Genomic DNA, 19,380 nt, shown 5'->3' with positions numbered 1-19,380 from the left:
GGTTCTTTTAACATTATACTACAGTTTATATCTCTTTTTTGGTAATTCACATATAAAAATACTTAAATAGCCTATAATATTGTATAATTGTTTGTTAATTCTAAACCGATAGGAATTACAAATTAGACATATTTTAGTAAAAAACTTACGAGTGTATTTTTAAACTGTTCACAATGTTGTCTCTATTTAAACTTATATTTTTCACTAACTTTTTAGATGTCAACAATTTGCCCTTGCCAATACAATAAGATCGGGACACTAATAATCCAAACATTAAAAGACACCGTATATATTATTGTATAAATTTTTTAAAAGAATAAAATGACTATGAAAACATTAAAAAAATTAAAATTAATTGCTTTTTCATTATTGTTGATTTCATTTTTTGGGTGTAATGATTCGGAATCAGGCAGTGCTAACAAAGAAGCTCCAACGATTTCTGTAAGACTTGTAGATGCTCCTGGGGATTTTGAAGCTGTAAATGTTGAGATTGTAGATGTTATGATCAAGATGGATGATGATAGCGACGATGACAATGGATGGCTATCTCTTGAAGCAAACAATGAAACTGTTAACCTGTTAGACTTTACAGGCGGGTTTAGCAAGGTGCTTGTAGAGCGTTTCCCGATTCCAGAAGGAACATTATCCCAAATGCGATTGGTTTTAGGTGATGGCAATACCATTGTTATAAAAAATGATAACGATGAGGATGAAACATTCGATTTAAAAACACCAAGTGCCCAACAATCGGGTTTAAAACTTAAAGTTGATGCCCTTATCGAAGAAGGTTTTACCTATGATTTTATTTTAGATTTTGATGTTGAAAAATCTATTGTAATGGCTGGAAACTCCAACAATATTATTTTAAAACCCGTATTATATGTTAGTGCCGAAGCCAGCTCTGGTATAATTGAGGGAACTGTAAGCCCTACGGAAGTACCATCGATGGTTTCAGTATTGGTTAACGATATGGAAACTCCGGAAACCGATGACGACTTTATCATTTCGGCTTACACCGACGAGAATGGCGCATTTGCTTTATGGGGTGTACCAGCAGGAACTTACGAAGTTGTTGCAACACCTATTGATGAAGCATCTGATTATGGCAGCGGAAGTGCCATGGATATAACGGTTATTAATGGTGAAATCACAACCATTGGCGATCCAATTGAATTACAGTTAAAACCAGGATCAATTAGTGGCGATGTTACTAATGATATTGTGGTTACAGTAACCGTGAAAGATGGAGACGATGTCGTGATAGCTACACAAGACTCAAACGAAGCAGGAGAATTTTTGTTAGAAAACATTCCTGCTGGAACTTATACCGTAACCATTAGTGCTACTGGGTATGTTTCACATGATACTGAAAATGTCCTTGTAGAAGTAAATGCAGAAACTGCATTAGAAGCAATTACTTTAGTAGAAGAATAAAGAAAATACGACAATATTTTGCAAATAGGCAGCCCTTTGAGCTGCCTATTTCTTTTTAACCAATTATTAACAGGAAGTAATGAAATATTTTAACCAATCATTAACAGGGGATAAAGAAATATTTTAACAATTTGCATTGCTCAAATAAGGACTGTATATTCGAGGTTTTTAAAAAACAAACATAATGGAAGAGATAGGTACAATTGACATTAAAACAATTAATGAAAAGATAGAGAAAGAAAGTGCTTTTGTTGATTTGTTAATATTAGAAATGAACAAAGTTATAGTTGGACAAAGGCACATGGTAGAACGTTTACTTATTGGGTTGCTTGGTCAAGGCCATATTTTGTTAGAAGGTGTTCCCGGATTAGCAAAAACATTAGCCATTAACACATTAGCCAAAGCGGTACATGGTAGTTTTAGTAGAATACAATTTACTCCCGATTTATTACCTGCCGATGTAACAGGGACGCTGATTTACAACATGAAGGTTAACGATTTCTCTATAAAAAAGGGACCTATTTTTGCAAATTTTGTCTTAGCCGATGAGATTAACAGAGCTCCCGCCAAAGTACAATCGGCTTTGCTTGAAGCCATGCAAGAAAAACAGGTTACCATTGGAGACGAAACCTTTAATCTGGATAAGCCGTTTTTAGTAATGGCAACCCAAAACCCGGTAGAACAAGAAGGGACATATCCATTACCAGAAGCACAAGTAGACCGTTTCATGTTAAAAACGGTAATCGACTACCCTAAACTAGACGAAGAACAACTTATCATGCGCGCTAATTTAAAAGGCGTTTGGGATAAAGTGAACCCTGTGGTATCCATTGAGCAAATCTTAAACGCCCAAAAAGCAGTTCGAGACGTCTATATGGATGAAAAAATAGAAAAATACATTCTGGATATTATTTTTGCTACTCGCTATCCAGAAAAATATAAACTTGCCGATTTAAAACCATTAATTTCCTTCGGAGCATCACCACGTGGTAGCATTAACTTAGCAACAGCAGCAAAATGCTATGCCTTTATAAAACGCCGTGGCTATGTAATTCCCGAAGATGTTAGAGCCGTTGTTTACGACGTATTAAGACACAGAATTGGTATTACCTACGAAGCCGAAGCTGAAAATGTTACTTCAGTGGACATCATCAACAAAATAGTAAATGAAATAGAAGTACCTTAAAAGTTAACAGTACTCAGTAGCAGATAGTTGTTACTTGCCCTACTGAATACTAAAAAGACTCAACAGCTAATTATAATAACTGTGAACTGAGGCTGAAAACTGTTTACTGAATAAATGGATACTAAGGAATTACTAAAAAAAGTACGAAAAATAGAGATCAAGACACGACGGTTGTCCGATCATATTTTTGGAGGCGAATACCATTCGACCTTTAAAGGCCGTGGTATGACCTTTAGTGAAGTGCGTCAATATCAATTTGGCGACGACGTACGGAATATAGACTGGAACGTGACGGCTCGTTACAACGAACCCTTCGTTAAAGTTTTTGAAGAAGAACGTGAACTTACCATGATGCTCATGGTAGACGTTTCAGGTTCAGAGCTATTTGGTACCGAGTCCCAATTTAAAAATGAAGTAGTTACTGAGATAGCAGCCACCTTAGCTTTCTCTGCAACACAAAACAATGATAAAATTGGCTTGATTTTATTTTCCGACAAGGTTGAGCTTTATATTCCACCTAAAAAAGGGCGTTCACACGTGCTTAGAATTATTAGGGAACTTATAGAATTTCAACCTGAAAGTAAACAAACCAATGTAGTAGAGGCTTTAAAGTTTATGTCTAATGTGATGAAGAAAAAAGCTATTGTTTTTGTTTTATCCGATTTTATAGCAGATGACTACCATCAAACAATGAAGATTGTTGCAGGCAAACATGATGTTACTGGCATTCGAATCTACGATAAACGTGAGGAAGAAATTCCAAACTTAGGTATGGTACAAATGCAAGATGAAGAAACGGGTGAGCTTATGTTGGTAAATACAGCTTCCAAAAAAGTACGCCGAAATTATAGCAAATTCTATCATGAAAAAGTAGGTTATTATAAAGAGAGTTTCAATAAATCGGGTGCAGGAACAATAGATTGTCGCGTAGACGAAAGTTATGTAAAAAAACTTTTAGGCTATTTTAAACAAAGAGGATAATAAGATTAACGATTTATGATTAACGATTTTAGATTTACAAATTTTAAAATAAAACAGGGGAAGAAGCTTGTTTTGTCTTTACTCTTTGTTTTTTATTCTTTGTTTTCCTTTGCACAAGTAAAAGCTGCTATCGATTCTACAAGCATAAAAATAGGAGAACAAATAACCTATCATATTCAAGTGGAAACCGACACTACAAGCTTAGTGGTTTTCCCAGAAGGGCAAACATTCAATCCTCTGGAAATGATAGTATCCTATCCTATAGATACTTTAAAAAATCAAGACAAGTACAACCTTATAAAAAAGTATGGCTTAACACAATTCGATTCAGGAGCCTATACTATACCTAGACAAAAAGTAATAATAGGAGATAAAACGTTTTTTACCGACTCCTTAAAAGTTGAAGTAAACAATATACTAATAGATACAACCAAACAAGGACTCTACGATATAAAACCCATTATCGAGGTAAAAAAATCGTCGAGTAAATGGTGGCAATATGTTTTGCTAACACTTTTAATACTTGGCATTATTGGCTTTTTAATGTTTTGGTTTATTTGGCGTAAAAAACCGTTAACAGAAGCAGAACAAATAGCCTTATTGCCGCCTTATGACCGTGCTAAATTAGCATTGAAAAAACTGGATGAAAGCCATTATTTAGAACACTCCGAATTAAAAGAATACTACTCCGAATTAACGCTAATCATTCGTAAATATTTAGACGAAAAAGTATATGACCATTCTTTAGAAAGTACCACAGAAGAATTAATTGCAAGGCTACAATTGCTAAAAGAAGCCAATCAAATAGACCTTAGCAAAGACACCATAAAGAACATTGAAAACATCTTAAAAAGAGCCGATTTAGTAAAATTTGCCAAATCGGCTCCCGATATTGCTTTAGCCGAACTGGACAGAGAAACAATTGATGCAGAAATAGACCATGTAAAAGAAGTACTGCCCGAGCCTACAGAAGAGGAAAAACTTTTAGATGAAAAATATAGAGAGACTTTAGAACGCAAAAAAAGGCGTAAAAAAATCATCATAACCGCTGTTATAAGCCTGTTCCTAATATGTGCTACTGTAACAGGGTTTTCAATAAAATATGGGTTTAATTATGTAAAGGACACTATTATTGGCCACAGTAGCATGGAGCTTTTAAAAAGCGATTGGGTGACCAGTGCTTATGGTTTCCCTCCTATAACCGTATCGACGCCAAAAGTACTAAAACGGATGGATCCTCAATTACCTAAAGATTTACTTGCTCAAGTAGACATGACCATGTTTGGCTATGGTAGTTTAATAGATAAATTCAATGTTGTTGTAGCCACTTCCAAAGTTAAAAACCTAGGCGAAAATAAAATTGATATTGAACAGGCTCTAGATGGAAGTCTGAAAACATTTGAAGCGGCAGGTGCTCAAAATATTGTTACCTTGAACGAAAAATTCGTTACCCCTAATGGTGCTGAAGGATTAAAGGTATTTGGTACTCTGGATTTACCTGTTCCTAATTCAGATCAATTGGAAAGAGGCAATTATGTGATTTTAGGATTTACCGCAGAAAATGTTATTCAGCAACTTGTTCTTAAATGGCGGAAAGATGACGTATATGCTGATCAAATAGTAGAGCGTATTTTAAATTCAGTTGAACTTAAAGAAGCAGCAGAATAATGTTTGAAGGTATCCAATTTTTAAATAAAGAATTTTTCTGGTTATTATTAGCACTACCCCTAGCCATACTTTGGTATAGTTTTAAAAACAAAAAACAAACTGCAGAGCTTAAAATTTCCAGTTTAAAAGGGTTCAAGCTCACCAATTCCTGGTTGCCAAAAGTTAAGCACCTATTGTTTATATTTCGCCTAATCGCTTTAGCCTTGCTAATCACTGCCCTGGCCAGACCCCAAACGGTCGATGTATCTACAAGAACAAAAACCACGCGCGGTATAGATATCGTCATGGCAATAGACGTATCGGCAAGTATGCTAGCAAAAGACTTGTCGCCTAACAGGCTGGAAGCCTTAAAAAATGTGGCTGCCGAATTCATTAAAGACCGTCCAAACGATAGAATTGGTCTCGTAGAATATGCAGGTGAAAGCTATACAAAAACACCCATTACAAGCGACAAAGCCATTGTATTAAGATCGTTAAGGGACATAAAATACAATACCATTATTGAAGGAGGAACAGCCATAGGCATGGGATTAGCTACTGCCGTAAACCGATTAAAGGACAGTAAGGCCAAGAGCAAAGTAATCATTTTACTCACCGATGGTGTAAACAATTCTGGCTTCATAGATCCTAAAATAGCCAGTGAACTGGCTGTTGAATACGGTATTAAGACTTACACTATTGGATTAGGTACCAATGGCATGGCCTTGTCTCCAATAGCAATAGACCCAAGGACAGGCGATTTTCAATACGGACGTGTACAGGTAGAAATTGACGAAGAACTCTTAAAAGAAATAGCCAATGTTACGGGAGGTAAATATTTTAGAGCAACCAATAACAAAAAGCTTCAGGAGATTTACAGTGAAATTAACAAGCTTGAAAAGACAGATATAGAAGAGTTTAAATACTATAATTACCAAGAAAAGTATCGATCCTTAGTGATCTTAGCCGGACTACTTTTAATAGTTGAATTACTTTTGCGATTTACTTTTTTTAGAAGTTTTATATAACAATAAGGTGTATAATAGTAGGAAAGAGAAAAATAAATCTAAATAAGCTTATAAAACATATAAATAGTAAAAATATAAGATAATTTGGTGTATTTGAAGAGCGTAACTAAACAACAAATCCACGAAAAACAAACAAAAGATTAATGTATCAATTAGAAGAAAAAATATGGTTTTGGGCATTGGTTATTATTCCAGTAATAATGCTATTCTTTTTGGTGCTCCAAATATGGAAACACAAAACACAAGCTCGTTTTGCCGATAAACAATTACTTAAAAGATTAAGCCCTAACAGGTCGTTATTCAAATCTATTCTCAAAATCATTGTTCTAAGCTTAGCCTTTGCCTGTTTGGCTATAGCCTTGGTAAACCCCAAAGTTGGAACAAAATTAGAAACGGTAAAACGTGAAGGGGTAGATATTGTCTTTGCCGTAGATGTTTCTAAAAGTATGCTGGCCGAGGATATTGCACCAAACCGATTGGAAAAAGCAAAACAATTGGTAACACAAATAATAAACAATTTAGCTAGCGACCGTATTGGCGTTATTGCATATGCAGGGAAGGCTTTTCCCCAATTACCAATTACCACCGACTATGCAGCCGCTAAGATGTTTTTACAAAACATGAACACCGATATGCTATCCTCACAAGGAACCGCAATAAATGAAGCTATTAAATTAGCAAAGACCTACTTTGACGATGAAGAACAAACCAATCGCGTATTGATTATTATTTCTGATGGTGAAGATCATAGTGAAGAAGCAGCTCTTGTTGCAGAAGAAGCAAACGAAGAAGGCATTCGCATTTTTACCATTGGTGTAGGCGATGTAAAAGGCGGTCCTATTCCCGAGAAGCGTAATGGGATTGTACTAAACTACAAGAAAGATAGCAAAGGAGAAACAGTAATTACACGCTTAAACGAAGAAACACTTCAAAACATTGCAAGTAAAGCCAATGGCATTTACATTAACGGAAAAAACACTAATAGCGTCGTAGAAAATATTCGTGACATATTAAATGCCATGGACAAAACAGAATTTGAAGCAAAACAGTTTGCCGATTTTAAGGATCAATTTCAATGGTTTTTAGGCTTTGGTGTTTTCTTTCTGCTATTAGATATTTTCTTGCTAGAACGCAAAACGGCTTGGCTTAAAAAGTTGAATTTATTTAACGAAAATTTATAGTTATATAATAAAGCAACCCCATTTATTAAAGAGTAGATTAAACATTTATAATTTTTTTAACGATAGGAAAAATGAGGTTTTATATCTTAGAAAGAAAAATGAAACAGATAACAACACTTATCTTGGTATTGATTGCTTCATTTTCTTTTTCGCAAGAAATGGACAAAGAACAATTATTGGCGCTAAAAAAAGCAAATGATTATGTATACAAAGCCAATAATTTAATAGGCAAAGAAGATTTTGTTTCGGCCGAAATGGCCTACCGAAAAGCCATTTCCAAACAACCAGAAAATATTGCAGGCATCTATAACTTAGGTAATTCTTATTATAGCGAGGGCAATTTTGAAGAAGCACTATACCGACTTCAGGAAGCAGCCAAAAATGCCGCGACAAAAGCTGAAAAACACAAAGCTTTCCATAACATTGGCAATGCTCTAATGCAGAATAAGCAATGTAAAGAAGCTGTTGAAGCCTTTAAAAATGCTTTAAGAAATGATCCTACCGACGATGAAACTCGCTATAACTTAGGAATAGCAAAAGCCTGCGAAGAACAGCAAAAACAAGACCAAAAAGACGATAATAAGGACGACCAAAACAAAGATAACGAAGACAAAAAGGATCAAGATAAAAATCAGGACAACAAGGAAGATCAAGACAAAAAAGATAAGGAAGGAGACAATAAAGAAGAAGATAAAAAGGACGAAGGCGATCAGGATAAAAAAGAAGGAGAAGACAAAAAAGATGAGGAAGGAAAACCCAAGGACGAAAAAGAAAATAAGGGCAAAGGCGACAAAGACGAAGACAAACAACAACCCAAACCAAAACCACAGCCCGGACAGTTGTCACCTCAACAAATAAAAAGTTTGTTAGAAGCCATGAATAACCAAGAACAAAAAGTTCAAGAAAAAATGAATGCCGAAAAGCAGAAAGGCATCAAAGTAAAAACAGATAAAGACTGGTAAAATAGATTGCGATTAATAGATTACAAATTTTGAGATATGCCGTTAATGCAAAAAATGTAAATCGTAAACTTAATATCGTATACAAAAATGAATTTTCTAAAAAAACATATAACACTAATTTTATTGCTTACAGTAGGTTGCTTATCTGCACAGGTAACATTCGAAGCAAAAGTTAGTAAACAAAAACTAGGCGTTAATGAACGTTTACGCATTGATTTTGTAATGAACCAAGATGGCGATAATTTTAATCCTCCCGATTTTAATGGTTTTACGGTAGTAGGGGGGCCTAATCAATCGGTAAGCAATTCGTGGGTTAATGGAGTTAGAAGCTATAAGAAAACCTATAGTTATTTTTTAGCCCCCAAAAAGCGTGGCAACTTCACTATTAACCAAGCAACTATCAGCATTAAAGGGAATGTCTATAAAACACTCCCAATAAAAATTGAGGTCACAGCCGCTGTAGACAAACCCAAAGACCCTAACGACCCAGACTATATTGCTTCTGAAAATATTCATCTAGTTGCCGAAGTATCTAAAACCAATCCTTATTTAAACGAAGCTATTACAGTTGTTTACAAGCTTTATGTAGCTTTGGATACCGGTGTAAACAATTGGCGTGAAATAGACAGCCCCAGATACAACGATTTCTGGAGCCAAAATATGGATACACAAGGGCAAAAAGTCCAAAATGGCACCTATAATGGCGAGGATTATCGTTACTTGGTATTACGAAAAACAGTCCTGTATCCCCAAAAAACAGGGAAATTAAATATAGAGCCATTAACCTTAGACATTTCGGTACAAGTCCCCACTAACAGGCGTGACATTTTTGGAAGCCGATTAATGAAGCGTGTTAACAGAACGGTTTCTGCAGGTAATAAAACAATTAATGTCAAACCATTGCCAGAAGCAGGAAAACCAGTGGATTTCACAGGAGCTGTTGGCGATTTTAGCTTTGATGTTACTGCATCGAAAACAGAACTCAATGCTACCGAGTCCTTACAAATAAAAGTTGGTGTTAGAGGTAATGGTAATTTAAAGTTGTTTAATCTTCCCAAAGTTTCTCTACCAAGTTCGCTTGAGGTCTACGAACCAGAACACACCGAAAATGTTAAAACAACTTTATCCGGTATGCAAGGAAGTATTTCAGATACTTATACTGTGGTACCACAATACAAGGGCAAATATCCAATACCCAACATATCGTTTGCATACTTCGATTTAAAAACCGAAAGTTACAAGCGACTATCTTCCAAAGATATTGTTATTGATGTACTGGAAGGCCCTACAAATAATACCGATGTAAATAACAATGCAGCTACTTCCAACATTGGAAAACAACGCGTTGTTTTAAATAGTGATCAATTCGCATTTATTAAAACCAAAACAGCATTTAAAAGTATTGAAGAATCGTTTTTCTTCAAAACAAAATTGTTTTGGAATTTGTTATTACTGCCATTCATAGCGATTCCATTGGCTATTGTAATTCGCAAAAAGAAAGCCAGTCGTGATGCCGATATTTTAGGTAACAAAATTAGACGAGCAGACCGTTTAGCTAAAAAATATTTAAGCAATGCAAAAAAATCACTTGGCAAGAAAGAAGCATTTTATATAGCTTTAGAAAAAGCATTACATAATTATTTAAAAGCGAGATTACTTATTGAGACAAGTGACTTAAGCAAAGATAAAATTAGCAGTTTACTTAAAGAAAAGCAGGTCGATGAAACTGTTATCAATGATTTTATTCAAATTATTGAGAGCTGTGACTTGGCACGCTATACCCCAATTAATAATGTGACTATGCAGGACGACTATAACAAGGCTGCAAAAACTATTTCTTTAATCGATAAACAAGCAAGTTAAGATGAGAAATATCCTTTATATCCTAATATTTTTGTCTAACCTAGTTGGTTTTAGTCAAAATGATGCTTTATTCGAGCAAGGAAACACCTTGTATAATGATGGAAAATATGCAGAAGCTATAGAAAAATACCAGGCTATTTTAGATGCTAAGCAGCATTCGGCTGACTTGTACTTTAATTTGGCAAATGCACACTATAAGCTTAATAATATTGCGCCAAGCATTTACTTTTATGAAAAGGCACTTCAGCTAGCCCCTAACGACACCGATATAAAAAACAATCTTTCCTTTGCAAAAAACATGACTATTGATGCTATTGATATAGTTCCCGAAGGTTGGGTTGCCAAGCTCATAAAAAATATTACTAATAGCTTGTCTTTTGATAACTGGGCCAGACTTGCCATAGTTTGGGTGTTCTCCTTCGTGATCCTATTTTTAATTTATTATTTTGCTTACTCTACCTTTAAAAAACGACTGGCATTTATTGCGAGTTTAGCATCCTTGTTTCTATTGTGCATCACTCTTGTATTGGCTTTTCATAGCTACAACTTAGCTAAAAAGGATCGACCTGCAATTGTATTTGCTCAGGAAAGCAAGGTGAAAAGCGAGCCCAATTCCCGAAGTGAAGAATCCTTTAGATTGCATGAAGGTACCAAAGTTCAAATTCTGGACACCGTTAACAACTGGAAAAAAATTAAATTAACCGACGGAAAAACTGGGTGGGTTCCCAATCAAGATATTAAAGCCCTTTAATAGCTTACTTTTCATTACCTTGTAAACTAATACTATCTCCTATTCTTTTTAATTTTAGGACGGTTAAACACATTGTACAAATAATTCAAAGGATGCATTCTATGGATATAAATAAAGTTTTTGAAAACAATAAAACGTGGATTCAAAATAAACTAGAGGAAAGTGAAAATTATTTTGAAGAATTGGGTAAAGGCCAAAACCCAGATTTGTTATACATAGGTTGTTCCGATAGTCGTGTAGCTGCCGAAGACCTCATGGGAGCTCAACCAGGCGAAGTTTTTGTACACCGCAACATAGCCAATATGGTAATAAGTATTGACCTTAACGTGATGTCCGTTGTAAATTATGCTGTTGACCACCTAAAAGTAAACCATATTGTTGTTTGTGGACATTATGCCTGCGGTGGTGTAAAAGCAGCCATGCAGTCGGCAGATTTAGGAATATTAAACCCTTGGCTACGCAATATTAGGGATGTATACCGTATTCATAAAGAAGAATTGAATGCAATAACCGATGAAGACAAGAAATACAATCGCCTCGTTGAACTTAATGTAAAAGAACAGTGTGTTAACCTAATCAAAACAGCAGCAGTTCAACGAGCATATAGAGATAGAGGCCTTAAAGTACATGGTTGGGTTTTCGATGTGCATACAGGAAAACTTATAGATTTAAAAATTGACTTTATAAAATATCTAAAAAACATCATGGAAATTTACCATTTAGATTAGGCATCCATCCCAATAGCCCTCCAAGATTTGAGCAGGTATGCTAAACCCGATTAATCAAATCAGGTTTAGTCTATACCTTACATTTTTAAGATAAAACGACTTTACAAATCGAACTTTATCCCTTGAGCCAATGGCAATTCAGTTGTATAATTAATCGTATTTGTTTGGCGCCTCATATACACTTTCCACGCATCGGAACCAGATTCTCGACCACCTCCGGTTTCTTTTTCACCACCAAAAGCACCTCCTATCTCTGCTCCAGAAGTACCAATATTTACGTTTGCTATACCACAATCGGAACCTGCTGCCGATAAGAATCGCTCGGCTTCTCTTAAATTATTAGTCATTATCGCCGAACTCAATCCTTGGGCAACTTCATTTTGAATAGCAATAGCATTCTCAACATCTCCAGAATATTTCAACAAATATAATACTGGAGCAAATGTTTCATGCTGTACAATGTTATAGTCTGGTTGTGCTTCAGCTATTGCTGGCTTTACATAGCAGCCACTCTCATATCCTTTTCCCAAAAGCACACCTCCTTCAACAACAATCTTTCCGCCTTCATCAACCACTTTTTCTAAGGCACTTTTATACATCTCAACAGCATCCAAATCAATTAACGGCCCTACATGATTGTTCTCATCCAACGGATTACCAATGCGCAATTGCCCGTAAGCTTCAACCAGGGCATTTTTAACCTTTTCGTAAACACTTTCGTGAATAATTAGACGGCGTGTTGATGTACAACGCTGTCCAGCTGTTCCAACAGCACCAAAAACAGCACCAATAACTGTCATTTTTATATCGGCATCGGGCGTCACAATAATAGCATTATTACCTCCTAGTTCCAGTAGTGATTTTCCTAAACGTGCCGCCACTTCCTGTGCTACTATTTTGCCCATTCTAGTCGATCCTGTTGCAGAAATCAAAGGAATACGCTTGTCTTTAGTCATAAACTCACCCACCCTATAGTCGCCATTTATTAGACACGAAATGCCTTCTGGCAAGTTATTTTCAGCTAGAACTTCTGCAATTATGTTTTGACAAGCAACACCGCATAACGGTGTTTTTTCACTTGGTTTCCAAACGCAAACATCACCACAAATCCATGCCAAAGCAGTATTCCAAGCCCAAACAGCAACGGGAAAATTAAAAGCTGAGATAATCCCCACTACTCCTAATGGATGGTATTGTTCGTACATTCGATGTCCTGGACGCTCAGAATGCATCGTCAAACCATGCAACTGCCGCGACAACCCTACAGCAAAATCACAGATATCTATCATTTCTTGAACTTCTCCCAACCCTTCTTGATAGCTTTTTCCCATTTCATAAGACACTAACGCCCCTAATGCTTCCTTCTTTTCTCGTAACCTTTCACCAAACTGACGCACAATTTCGCCACGCTGTGGAGCAGGCATAATCTTCCATGTTTTAAAAGCTGAGATAGCAGAATCCATCACTTTTTCATAATCCGATTGGGTAGTTGTTTTTACCTGTCCAATTAATAGCCCGTCTACAGGCGAATAGCTTTCAATAACAGATCCACTGGAAAAACTATTAGTTCCTGTAGAGGTTCCTTCATTTATATATACAACACCTAAGGTTTTAAGTGCTTTATCTATGCCCATATCAGTAGCAATTGCTTTCATAAATTATCAATTTAATATTTGCAATGGATTTATTTGCGAATATACTAATAATAAGCTTTTATATTAGTAAAAACACACCAATCTTATACAAAACTACGTAACAGAATTAGGCTTCTTTTTACTTATTAGAAATCTTAATATAATATACCCTAAAATACCTGAAACAAAGGATCCTAATATAACACCTATTTTAGCAGAACTCAATAAAACAGGATCCAAAAAGGCAAGATTAGCAATAAACAATGACATTGTAAAACCGAGTCCACCAAGAAAAGCAACACCGATTATATACTTAAAGTTAACGCCTTTAGGCAAATAAGCTATTTTTAGTTTTACTGCCACCCAAGAAGCTAGCGTAATTCCAACAAACTTACCTCCCACTAAAGCAATAGCAATAGGCAATACTAACTCAAAATCAACTAGAGTACTACTTGTTAAAGTTACCCCTGCATTAGCAAAAGCAAAAACCGGCATAATAAAGAACACAATCCACGGACGTAAATCATGCTCTATTTTCTGTAAAGGTGAATTGATTTTTTCGGAAGCTATTCTTATATCTACCGCAGCATGTACTTGCTCCATTTTTAATATCTGATGCGAGCGCACATGCTCCTTCTCCTTTACAAAACTTTGCAACGACGCCCTAATGTTTTCAAAAAACATATCAAGAGTAGTCCTCCTTGTTGCAGGAATGGTTAAAGCCAACAGCACACCTGCAATAGTAGGATGAATACCAGATTTTAAAAACAGTATCCATACCACAACACTAAGTGGAAAAAAGATAAATTTTGAAAAGTATTTTTTAAGCCCTAAAAAGACCATAAAAGCTAAGATGACACCTGCGTATAAAATCAGCGTTAATTGAATATCCGCAGCATAAAAAACAGCTATAACTATAACAGCCGCCAAGTCGTCTACAATGGCAAATGCTGTTAAAAACACCTTTAGACCAATGGGTACTTTTTTTCCAAACAATTGCAAAATCCCCAGTGAAAATGCGATATCAGTTGCCATGGGGATTCCCCAACCCTGGACTAAATCTGGATTAGAAATAGAATTAATATAAATAATAATTGGCACTAAAACACCTCCTAATGCAGCAATTACGGGTAACGATGCTTTTCGAACAGATGAGAGCTCTCCATCCAATATTTCTCGCTTGATCTCCAAACCAACATGAAAAAAGAAAACAGCCATTAAACCATCATTTATCCAAAGATAAAAGGGTTCTGTTAACTCAAAACCTTTCTCTACAAACCCAAAGGTGAATTCACTTTTTAAAAGATCATGGTATAAATACCCCCACGGTGAATTGGCTGCAATTAATGCCATTACAGTGGCAAACAACAACAAAAAACTGCCAGAGTTGGAAGCATTGATTATGCGATCAACAGGTTTTAAGAAGGTATTCATTAAACTATTCTTTTCGATTTTCAATATACACAGACCAATAAAAGCATCATATGACGATTATCATGTTTTGAGACTAAGTCTACCCAGATTAATCAATTTCAACCCTGCTTCCATTTAAGCTACTATAAAATCAGGTGCACTATTTACGTCATGTACCACAATAAAAAATCTTTTTAGTGAAAATTCTCAATGAACTCATCTTGACTTTTTTGATTGAAGTGAAAATTAGCTATTTTGAGCTTGATGGAAGGCATTTTTAAGTTGCATAGCAGGGCTACGGAATGAGAAAATGACGAAAAGCAGGCTCAAAAGAGCAATTTTTTAACCAATTGGGAAAAGTCAAAATGAGTTCAATTATAAAACTGCTACCTTTATTACTTAAAACACATTAAAAATTGCTGGTGTCACAATAATAATTCATTAAAATGAAAAAAATCATATATCTGCTTACCTTGGTTTTCACTTTTGCATCTTGTAAAAAAGAAACCAAATCAACAACTACGGAGATGATAGACAAACAACAAAGTCCTAAATTCGCAATAGTTATTCACGGTGGTGCGGGAACCATTTTAAAAGAAAACATGAGTTCCGAAACAGAACAGGAGTACAAAGAAAAACTTGAGGAGGCCATTCGTGTAGGTCATGACATTTTAAAAAACGGGGGCAGTAGTCTGGATGCCGTCACGAAATCCATAAGTGTTTTAGAAAACTCTCCTTTGTTTAATGCTGGAAAAGGCGCGGTGTTTACCAATTCGGGCACCAACGAACACGATGCCTCAATAATGGATGGAAACACGTTAAATGCAGGGGCTTCAGCCGGAACAACAACTGTTAAAAACCCTATCAATCTAGCACGATCCGTTATGGACAAGTCTCCCCATGTCATGTTATCGGGAAAGGGGGCGGAAGACTTTGCAAAAAAACAAAGACTTGAAATTGTTGACCCCAGTTATTTTTATACACAACCTCGTTATGAATCGCTACAAAGAATAAAAGAATCCGAAAAAACAGAACTTGATCACGATAATAAAACAGCTTTTTATGACCCCTCAATTAGAGATTCAAAATTTGGAACTGTTGGTTGCGTAGCTTTAGACCAATCTGGTAATTTAGCCGCAGGAACCTCTACTGGAGGGATGACCAACAAACGTTGGGGGCGTATTGGCGATTCTCCAATAATAGGTGCAGGCACCTATGCCAACAATAACACCTGTGCGGTTTCCAGTACTGGATGGGGGGAATATTTTATTCGTGCCGTGGTGGCTCATGACATATCCGCACTTATGGAATACAAAGGTTTGTCTCTAGAAGCTGCTGCAAAAGAAGTCATTCAAAAAAAACTACCAAAACTTGGAGGTAACGGTGGCATTATAGCCGTTGATAAAAATGGGAATATGGTCATGGAATTTAATACGGCAGGCATGTTTCGAGCAACCATGAACAGCCTTGGTGAGGTTTTTGTTGGTATGTACAAGGAATAATTAAGAAGAATTTCTTGAAACGATTTAGTCCTTAAGATAGCCCATTCTAAGCCTGAGTTGACCGTGTTTTGGTATATTGACAAACATTACATAGGTAGCACTAACGATATTCACGAAATGGCTGTTAAACCAAGGAAAGGTGAACACCTAATTACTGTGGTTGATGAATTAGGGAATGAGGCTAAACGTCACATAACCATTTCAGAATAGTGCCTACCGTAAAGGGAATCCTTTTGCAGCCCACCAAGGATGTATTTCAACTTCTAAGCGCTTTGCTTTTACCATAGGATCGGCATTTGCCAAGCTATCGGCCATTTTTAAAGTTGGCACATTGTAAATAGTCATTCCACGAATATCACCATCGTCTCCGAAAGGCCCTGAAATATCTGCATAACCCAGCTCATACATCTTAGTTAAATGCGCTAAATGGGCTTCTTGTAACATAGCAGCTTCTTCTTCGTTTTGAGATCGGATAGGCCCCTTTTTCAAAAACACTATAAAATACTGCTGCATTAAAATAGTATCTTGCGATTTTTCATCAACATAATCAAAAAACTTAACCCCTTTTGCCTCTAGCTCATCTTTTATTTGCTTAACCGTTTTTTTCGCTGGTACTTCAACAACCTCATTAAAAACAGAATCTTTTTCTTTATCGACATTTTCGAAAGTATGCCTATCTAAATCAACTTGATTGTCTTTTGACTCTTTCTTACAAGCGATTAACAGACTAATTAGTATATAAAATACAAGTATTTTTCTCATCTGTATAAATTTTTAATTATTGTTTATATTGACTACTCAAAACACCTTCCTCAGCAATATCTTTAATTTTTACCAGGTATTAAAAGGTTGTTTACTTAATTGTGAGTTATAATATTGTACCAATCCGGTAACTTCTTTTCCTAACCATAAAGGTCTTTCAAAATTTTCATCCACATCATCTAATTCTATTTCGGCCACTACCAAACCTTTATTATCTCCGTAAAACTCATCTACTTCAAAAACATGGTTTCCTACCTTTACCTCATAGCGCATTTTATCAATTATGCCCGGCTCACACAACTTAAAAAGTAATTCGGCATCCTGTTGGGAAATTTCTTTTTCCCATTCAAAACGAGATAATCCATCGGCCGAAGACACCCCTTTAACAGTTATATAGCCTATCTCTCCTTTTAACCTTACACGTACAGTTCGCTCTTTATCGGTATTTAAAAAGCCTTGAATAATTCTTGTTTTTTTTAATGTCCCAACTTTAAAAGCATCAGAAATTACTAAAAATTTACGTTCTATTTCTATCAATTGTCAATAATTTTAATTGTTTATCATGATATTTACCAAATAAGGTCAATGCAATAATTGCTCCTATAGTAGCATATAGCATATCTGACTGTGTATCCCAAATATACCCTTGCGTACCTAGAAACGCATTACCTCCTTCTCCTGTTGATAAAGAGACACCCCATTCAATAAATTCATAAGTAGCACTAATTGCCAAAGCAATACACACAACAATAAAATACAACCATTTATAATTGTTAACCACTTGTTTTCTAATAAGCAATTCTCTGGCTATCATCGCAGGTACAAAACCTTGTGCAAAATGCCCTAATTTATCGTAGTTGTTCCTTTGCTGGTTAAAAATTTCCTGTATCCAATCAAAAAGAGGTACTTCGGCATAAGTATAATGTCCCCCAATAATTAGAATGGCACAGTGAATAAAAATGAGCGTGTATATTAAATTAGTAAACCTAAATCTTTTAAAACTAAAAACTAAAATTACAATTCCTAAAACTGCTGGTAAAACTTCTAAAAACCATGTAAAGTAATCGTAAGGCTTAATTGACGACCAGATAAACAATGCACATAATAACCCAAAAAGCAGGTAAATTAATCTCATGATTATAAACGTTAATAGTATCTCATCCAAAGATATCTTATTTTTGAAATATTCAAGTTTAAAAAGTGTCTAACAATCTCCACATACGAAAAATTATCCATGTTGATATGGATGCATTTTATGCCTCCGTAGAACAAATGGATAATCCCGATCTTAAGGGAAAGCCCATAGCGGTTGGAGGTGGTGGCAAGCGGGGTGTAATAAGTGCGGCTAGTTATGAAGCCAGAAAATTTGGTGTAAAAAGTGCCATGTCTGGCAATTTAGCCATAAAACTATGCCCTGAACTTATTTTTGTAAAACCTCGCTTTGAACGCTACCATGATATCTCTAAAAAAATAAGACGCATTTTCTTTGACTATACCGATCTGGTCGAACCTTTATCATTGGATGAAGCGTATCTGGACGTTACCCACAACAAAAAAGGTAATCCAAGTGCTTCACTTATTGCTAAAGAAATACGTGAGCGTATTTTAAATGAAGTAGGGCTAACAGCTTCAGCCGGTATTTCCATTAACAAATTTATTGCTAAGGTTGCTAGTGATTACAATAAACCCAATGGACAAAAAACCGTAAATCCAGAAGAAGTTATCTCTTTTTTAGAACAACTGGACATTCGTAAATTCTACGGCGTTGGAAAGGTAACCGCAGAGAAAATGTACCAATTGGGCATCTTTACGGGAAAGGATTTAAAATCCAAATCCATTGAATTTCTAAACGATCACTTTGGAAAATCGGGCAAGTTTTATTATTATGTTGTTAGGGGCATCCATAACAGTGAAGTAAAACCAAACAGGATACGTAAATCCCTAGCTGCCGAACGTACTTTTAAAGAAAATTTGTCGAGTGAAGTATTTTTACTTGAAAAACTAGACCATATAGCCGATGAAGTATCTCGGCGCTTATCAAAAAGTAAGGTAGCAGGAAAAACTGTGACCTTAAAAATTAAATATAGCGATTTCACCCTACAAACCCGAAGTAAGACCCTTCCTTACTTTGTAAGTGACAAGGAACTTATTCTTGAAACAGCCAAAGAATTATTATACCAAGAAAAGCTTAATAACTCGGTACGGCTATTGGGCATTTCTCTTTCCAATTTAAATACTGAACCAAAGAAAAGACCAGAACAAAATAGCGTAAGTGCTCAGTTAAAGTTTGAGTTTTAAAATCGTTGTA

General features: G+C 35.7%; 17 protein-coding genes and 1 pseudogene. 13 read left to right on the top strand and 5 right to left on the bottom strand.

The genetic code is table 11. The features are described from left to right. Positions 1-327: 327 nt before the first annotated feature. The 10 genes from JF259_RS04755 (at position 328) to JF259_RS04710 (ending at position 11,761) form a co-directional block, all read left to right on the top strand. Entirely contained in the window at positions 328-1,434 is a 1,107-nt protein-coding gene (locus tag JF259_RS04755; protein ID WP_199113932.1) for a DUF4382 domain-containing protein, read from the top strand. A gap of 184 nt (positions 1,435-1,618) precedes the next feature. Further along, positions 1,619-2,620 (top strand): AAA family ATPase, encoded by a 1,002-nt coding sequence (locus tag JF259_RS04750; RefSeq protein WP_199113931.1) that lies wholly within the window; start codon positions 1,619-1,621, stop codon positions 2,618-2,620. 114 nt (positions 2,621-2,734) lie between these two features. Continuing rightward, on the top strand, positions 2,735-3,601 hold the full coding sequence (locus tag JF259_RS04745; protein WP_199113929.1) for a DUF58 domain-containing protein: 867 nt from the start codon (positions 2,735-2,737) through the stop codon (positions 3,599-3,601). A gap of 15 nt (positions 3,602-3,616) precedes the next feature. Continuing rightward, positions 3,617-5,269, top strand: a complete 1,653-nt coding sequence (locus JF259_RS04740) for a BatD family protein (RefSeq protein WP_199113926.1) — start codon at positions 3,617-3,619, stop codon at positions 5,267-5,269. After that, positions 5,269-6,276: a vWA domain-containing protein gene (locus JF259_RS04735; protein WP_199113924.1), complete on the top strand. Its 1,008-nt coding sequence runs from the start codon at positions 5,269-5,271 to the stop codon at positions 6,274-6,276. Before JF259_RS04740 ends, JF259_RS04735 begins: the two co-directional genes overlap by 1 nt. Positions 6,277-6,419: 143 nt before the next feature. Continuing rightward, the gene (locus JF259_RS04730; RefSeq protein WP_199113922.1) at positions 6,420-7,457 is read left to right on the top strand and encodes a vWA domain-containing protein; all 1,038 of its coding nucleotides are present in this window, start codon (positions 6,420-6,422) and stop codon (positions 7,455-7,457) included. A gap of 98 nt (positions 7,458-7,555) precedes the next feature. Beyond that, entirely contained in the window at positions 7,556-8,419 is an 864-nt protein-coding gene (locus JF259_RS04725) for a tetratricopeptide repeat protein (RefSeq protein WP_199113920.1), read from the top strand. Between the two features lie 87 nt (positions 8,420-8,506). Further along, on the top strand, positions 8,507-10,282 hold the full coding sequence (locus JF259_RS04720; protein WP_199113918.1) for a BatD family protein: 1,776 nt from the start codon (positions 8,507-8,509) through the stop codon (positions 10,280-10,282). Position 10,283: 1 nt separating this feature from the next. Then, complete coding sequence (locus tag JF259_RS04715) at positions 10,284-11,033, top strand: SH3 domain-containing protein (protein WP_199113916.1); 750 nt, start codon at positions 10,284-10,286, stop codon at positions 11,031-11,033. Between the two features lie 101 nt (positions 11,034-11,134). Beyond that, complete coding sequence (locus JF259_RS04710) at positions 11,135-11,761, top strand: carbonic anhydrase (RefSeq protein ID WP_199113914.1); 627 nt, start codon at positions 11,135-11,137, stop codon at positions 11,759-11,761. A 101-nt stretch (positions 11,762-11,862) separates the two neighbouring features. Here the strand turns inward: JF259_RS04710 and amaB are convergent, their stop codons facing one another. Beyond that, positions 11,863-13,416 carry an L-piperidine-6-carboxylate dehydrogenase gene (gene amaB, locus JF259_RS04705; protein WP_199113912.1) on the bottom strand — a complete coding sequence of 518 codons (1,554 nt, stop codon included), beginning with the start codon at positions 13,414-13,416 and terminating at the stop codon, positions 11,863-11,865. Between the two features lie 93 nt (positions 13,417-13,509). Further along, on the bottom strand, positions 13,510-14,829 hold the full coding sequence (nhaA, locus tag JF259_RS04700; RefSeq protein ID WP_199113910.1) for a Na+/H+ antiporter NhaA: 1,320 nt from the start codon (positions 14,827-14,829) through the stop codon (positions 13,510-13,512). Between the two features lie 425 nt (positions 14,830-15,254). Here nhaA and JF259_RS04695 point away from each other — a divergent pair, with 425 nt between their 5' ends. After that, positions 15,255-16,310, top strand: a complete 1,056-nt coding sequence (locus JF259_RS04695) for an isoaspartyl peptidase/L-asparaginase family protein (RefSeq protein ID WP_199113908.1) — start codon at positions 15,255-15,257, stop codon at positions 16,308-16,310. A gap of 33 nt (positions 16,311-16,343) precedes the next feature. Beyond that, positions 16,344-16,520 (top strand): annotated as a pseudogene (locus tag JF259_RS04690) (hypothetical protein); the annotation flags it as partial. A gap of 3 nt (positions 16,521-16,523) precedes the next feature. On the opposite strand, the gene JF259_RS04685 reads toward JF259_RS04690, so the two are convergent. The 3 genes from JF259_RS04685 to JF259_RS04675 all read right to left on the bottom strand — a co-directional run bounded on the left by JF259_RS04685 (position 16,524) and on the right by JF259_RS04675 (position 18,207). Beyond that, positions 16,524-17,072 carry a YciI family protein gene (locus tag JF259_RS04685; RefSeq protein WP_199113906.1) on the bottom strand — a complete coding sequence of 183 codons (549 nt, stop codon included), beginning with the start codon at positions 17,070-17,072 and terminating at the stop codon, positions 16,524-16,526. Positions 17,073-17,141: 69 nt separating this feature from the next. Continuing rightward, positions 17,142-17,609 carry a CYTH domain-containing protein gene (locus JF259_RS04680; protein ID WP_199113904.1) on the bottom strand — a complete coding sequence of 156 codons (468 nt, stop codon included), beginning with the start codon at positions 17,607-17,609 and terminating at the stop codon, positions 17,142-17,144. Beyond that, the gene (locus JF259_RS04675; protein WP_199113902.1) at positions 17,590-18,207 is read right to left on the bottom strand and encodes a DUF2238 domain-containing protein; all 618 of its coding nucleotides are present in this window, start codon (positions 18,205-18,207) and stop codon (positions 17,590-17,592) included. The genes JF259_RS04680 and JF259_RS04675 overlap by 20 nt, the downstream gene beginning before the upstream one ends. A gap of 65 nt (positions 18,208-18,272) precedes the next feature. Between JF259_RS04675 and dinB the strand changes: the two genes are divergently transcribed. Continuing rightward, positions 18,273-19,370 (top strand): DNA polymerase IV, encoded by a 1,098-nt coding sequence (dinB, locus tag JF259_RS04670; protein WP_199113900.1) that lies wholly within the window; start codon positions 18,273-18,275, stop codon positions 19,368-19,370. The last annotated feature ends 10 nt before the right edge of the window (positions 19,371-19,380 follow it).

The sequence above is a fragment of the Snuella sedimenti genome (genome assembly GCF_016428595.1).
GTDB classification, from domain to species: Bacteria; Bacteroidota; Bacteroidia; order Flavobacteriales; family Flavobacteriaceae; genus Snuella; species Snuella sedimenti.
Note: the sequence above shows the minus strand (reverse complement) of the source record. Positions and strands in the feature narration are given on the sequence as shown.

Excerpts from the sequence above, each read along its gene's own strand:
- JF259_RS04755 (WP_199113932.1), top strand. The coding sequence starts at position 328 with ATGAAAACATTAAAAAAATTAAAATTAATTGCTTTTTCATTATTGTTG.
- JF259_RS04750 (WP_199113931.1), top strand. The coding sequence starts at position 1,619 with ATGGAAGAGATAGGTACAATTGACATTAAAACAATTAATGAAAAGATA.
- JF259_RS04745 (WP_199113929.1), top strand. The coding sequence starts at position 2,735 with ATGGATACTAAGGAATTACTAAAAAAAGTACGAAAAATAGAGATCAAG.
- JF259_RS04740 (WP_199113926.1), top strand. The coding sequence starts at position 3,617 with ATGATTAACGATTTTAGATTTACAAATTTTAAAATAAAACAGGGGAAG.
- JF259_RS04735 (WP_199113924.1), top strand. The coding sequence starts at position 5,269 with ATGTTTGAAGGTATCCAATTTTTAAATAAAGAATTTTTCTGGTTATTA.
- JF259_RS04730 (WP_199113922.1), top strand. The coding sequence starts at position 6,420 with ATGTATCAATTAGAAGAAAAAATATGGTTTTGGGCATTGGTTATTATT.
- JF259_RS04725 (WP_199113920.1), top strand. The coding sequence starts at position 7,556 with ATGAAACAGATAACAACACTTATCTTGGTATTGATTGCTTCATTTTCT.
- JF259_RS04720 (WP_199113918.1), top strand. The coding sequence starts at position 8,507 with ATGAATTTTCTAAAAAAACATATAACACTAATTTTATTGCTTACAGTA.
- JF259_RS04715 (WP_199113916.1), top strand. The coding sequence starts at position 10,284 with ATGAGAAATATCCTTTATATCCTAATATTTTTGTCTAACCTAGTTGGT.
- JF259_RS04710 (WP_199113914.1), top strand. The coding sequence starts at position 11,135 with ATGGATATAAATAAAGTTTTTGAAAACAATAAAACGTGGATTCAAAAT.
- amaB (WP_199113912.1), bottom strand. The coding sequence starts at position 13,416 with ATGAAAGCAATTGCTACTGATATGGGCATAGATAAAGCACTTAAAACC.
- nhaA (WP_199113910.1), bottom strand. The coding sequence starts at position 14,829 with ATGAATACCTTCTTAAAACCTGTTGATCGCATAATCAATGCTTCCAAC.
- JF259_RS04695 (WP_199113908.1), top strand. The coding sequence starts at position 15,255 with ATGAAAAAAATCATATATCTGCTTACCTTGGTTTTCACTTTTGCATCT.
- JF259_RS04685 (WP_199113906.1), bottom strand. The coding sequence starts at position 17,072 with ATGAGAAAAATACTTGTATTTTATATACTAATTAGTCTGTTAATCGCT.
- JF259_RS04675 (WP_199113902.1), bottom strand. The coding sequence starts at position 18,207 with ATGAGATTAATTTACCTGCTTTTTGGGTTATTATGTGCATTGTTTATC.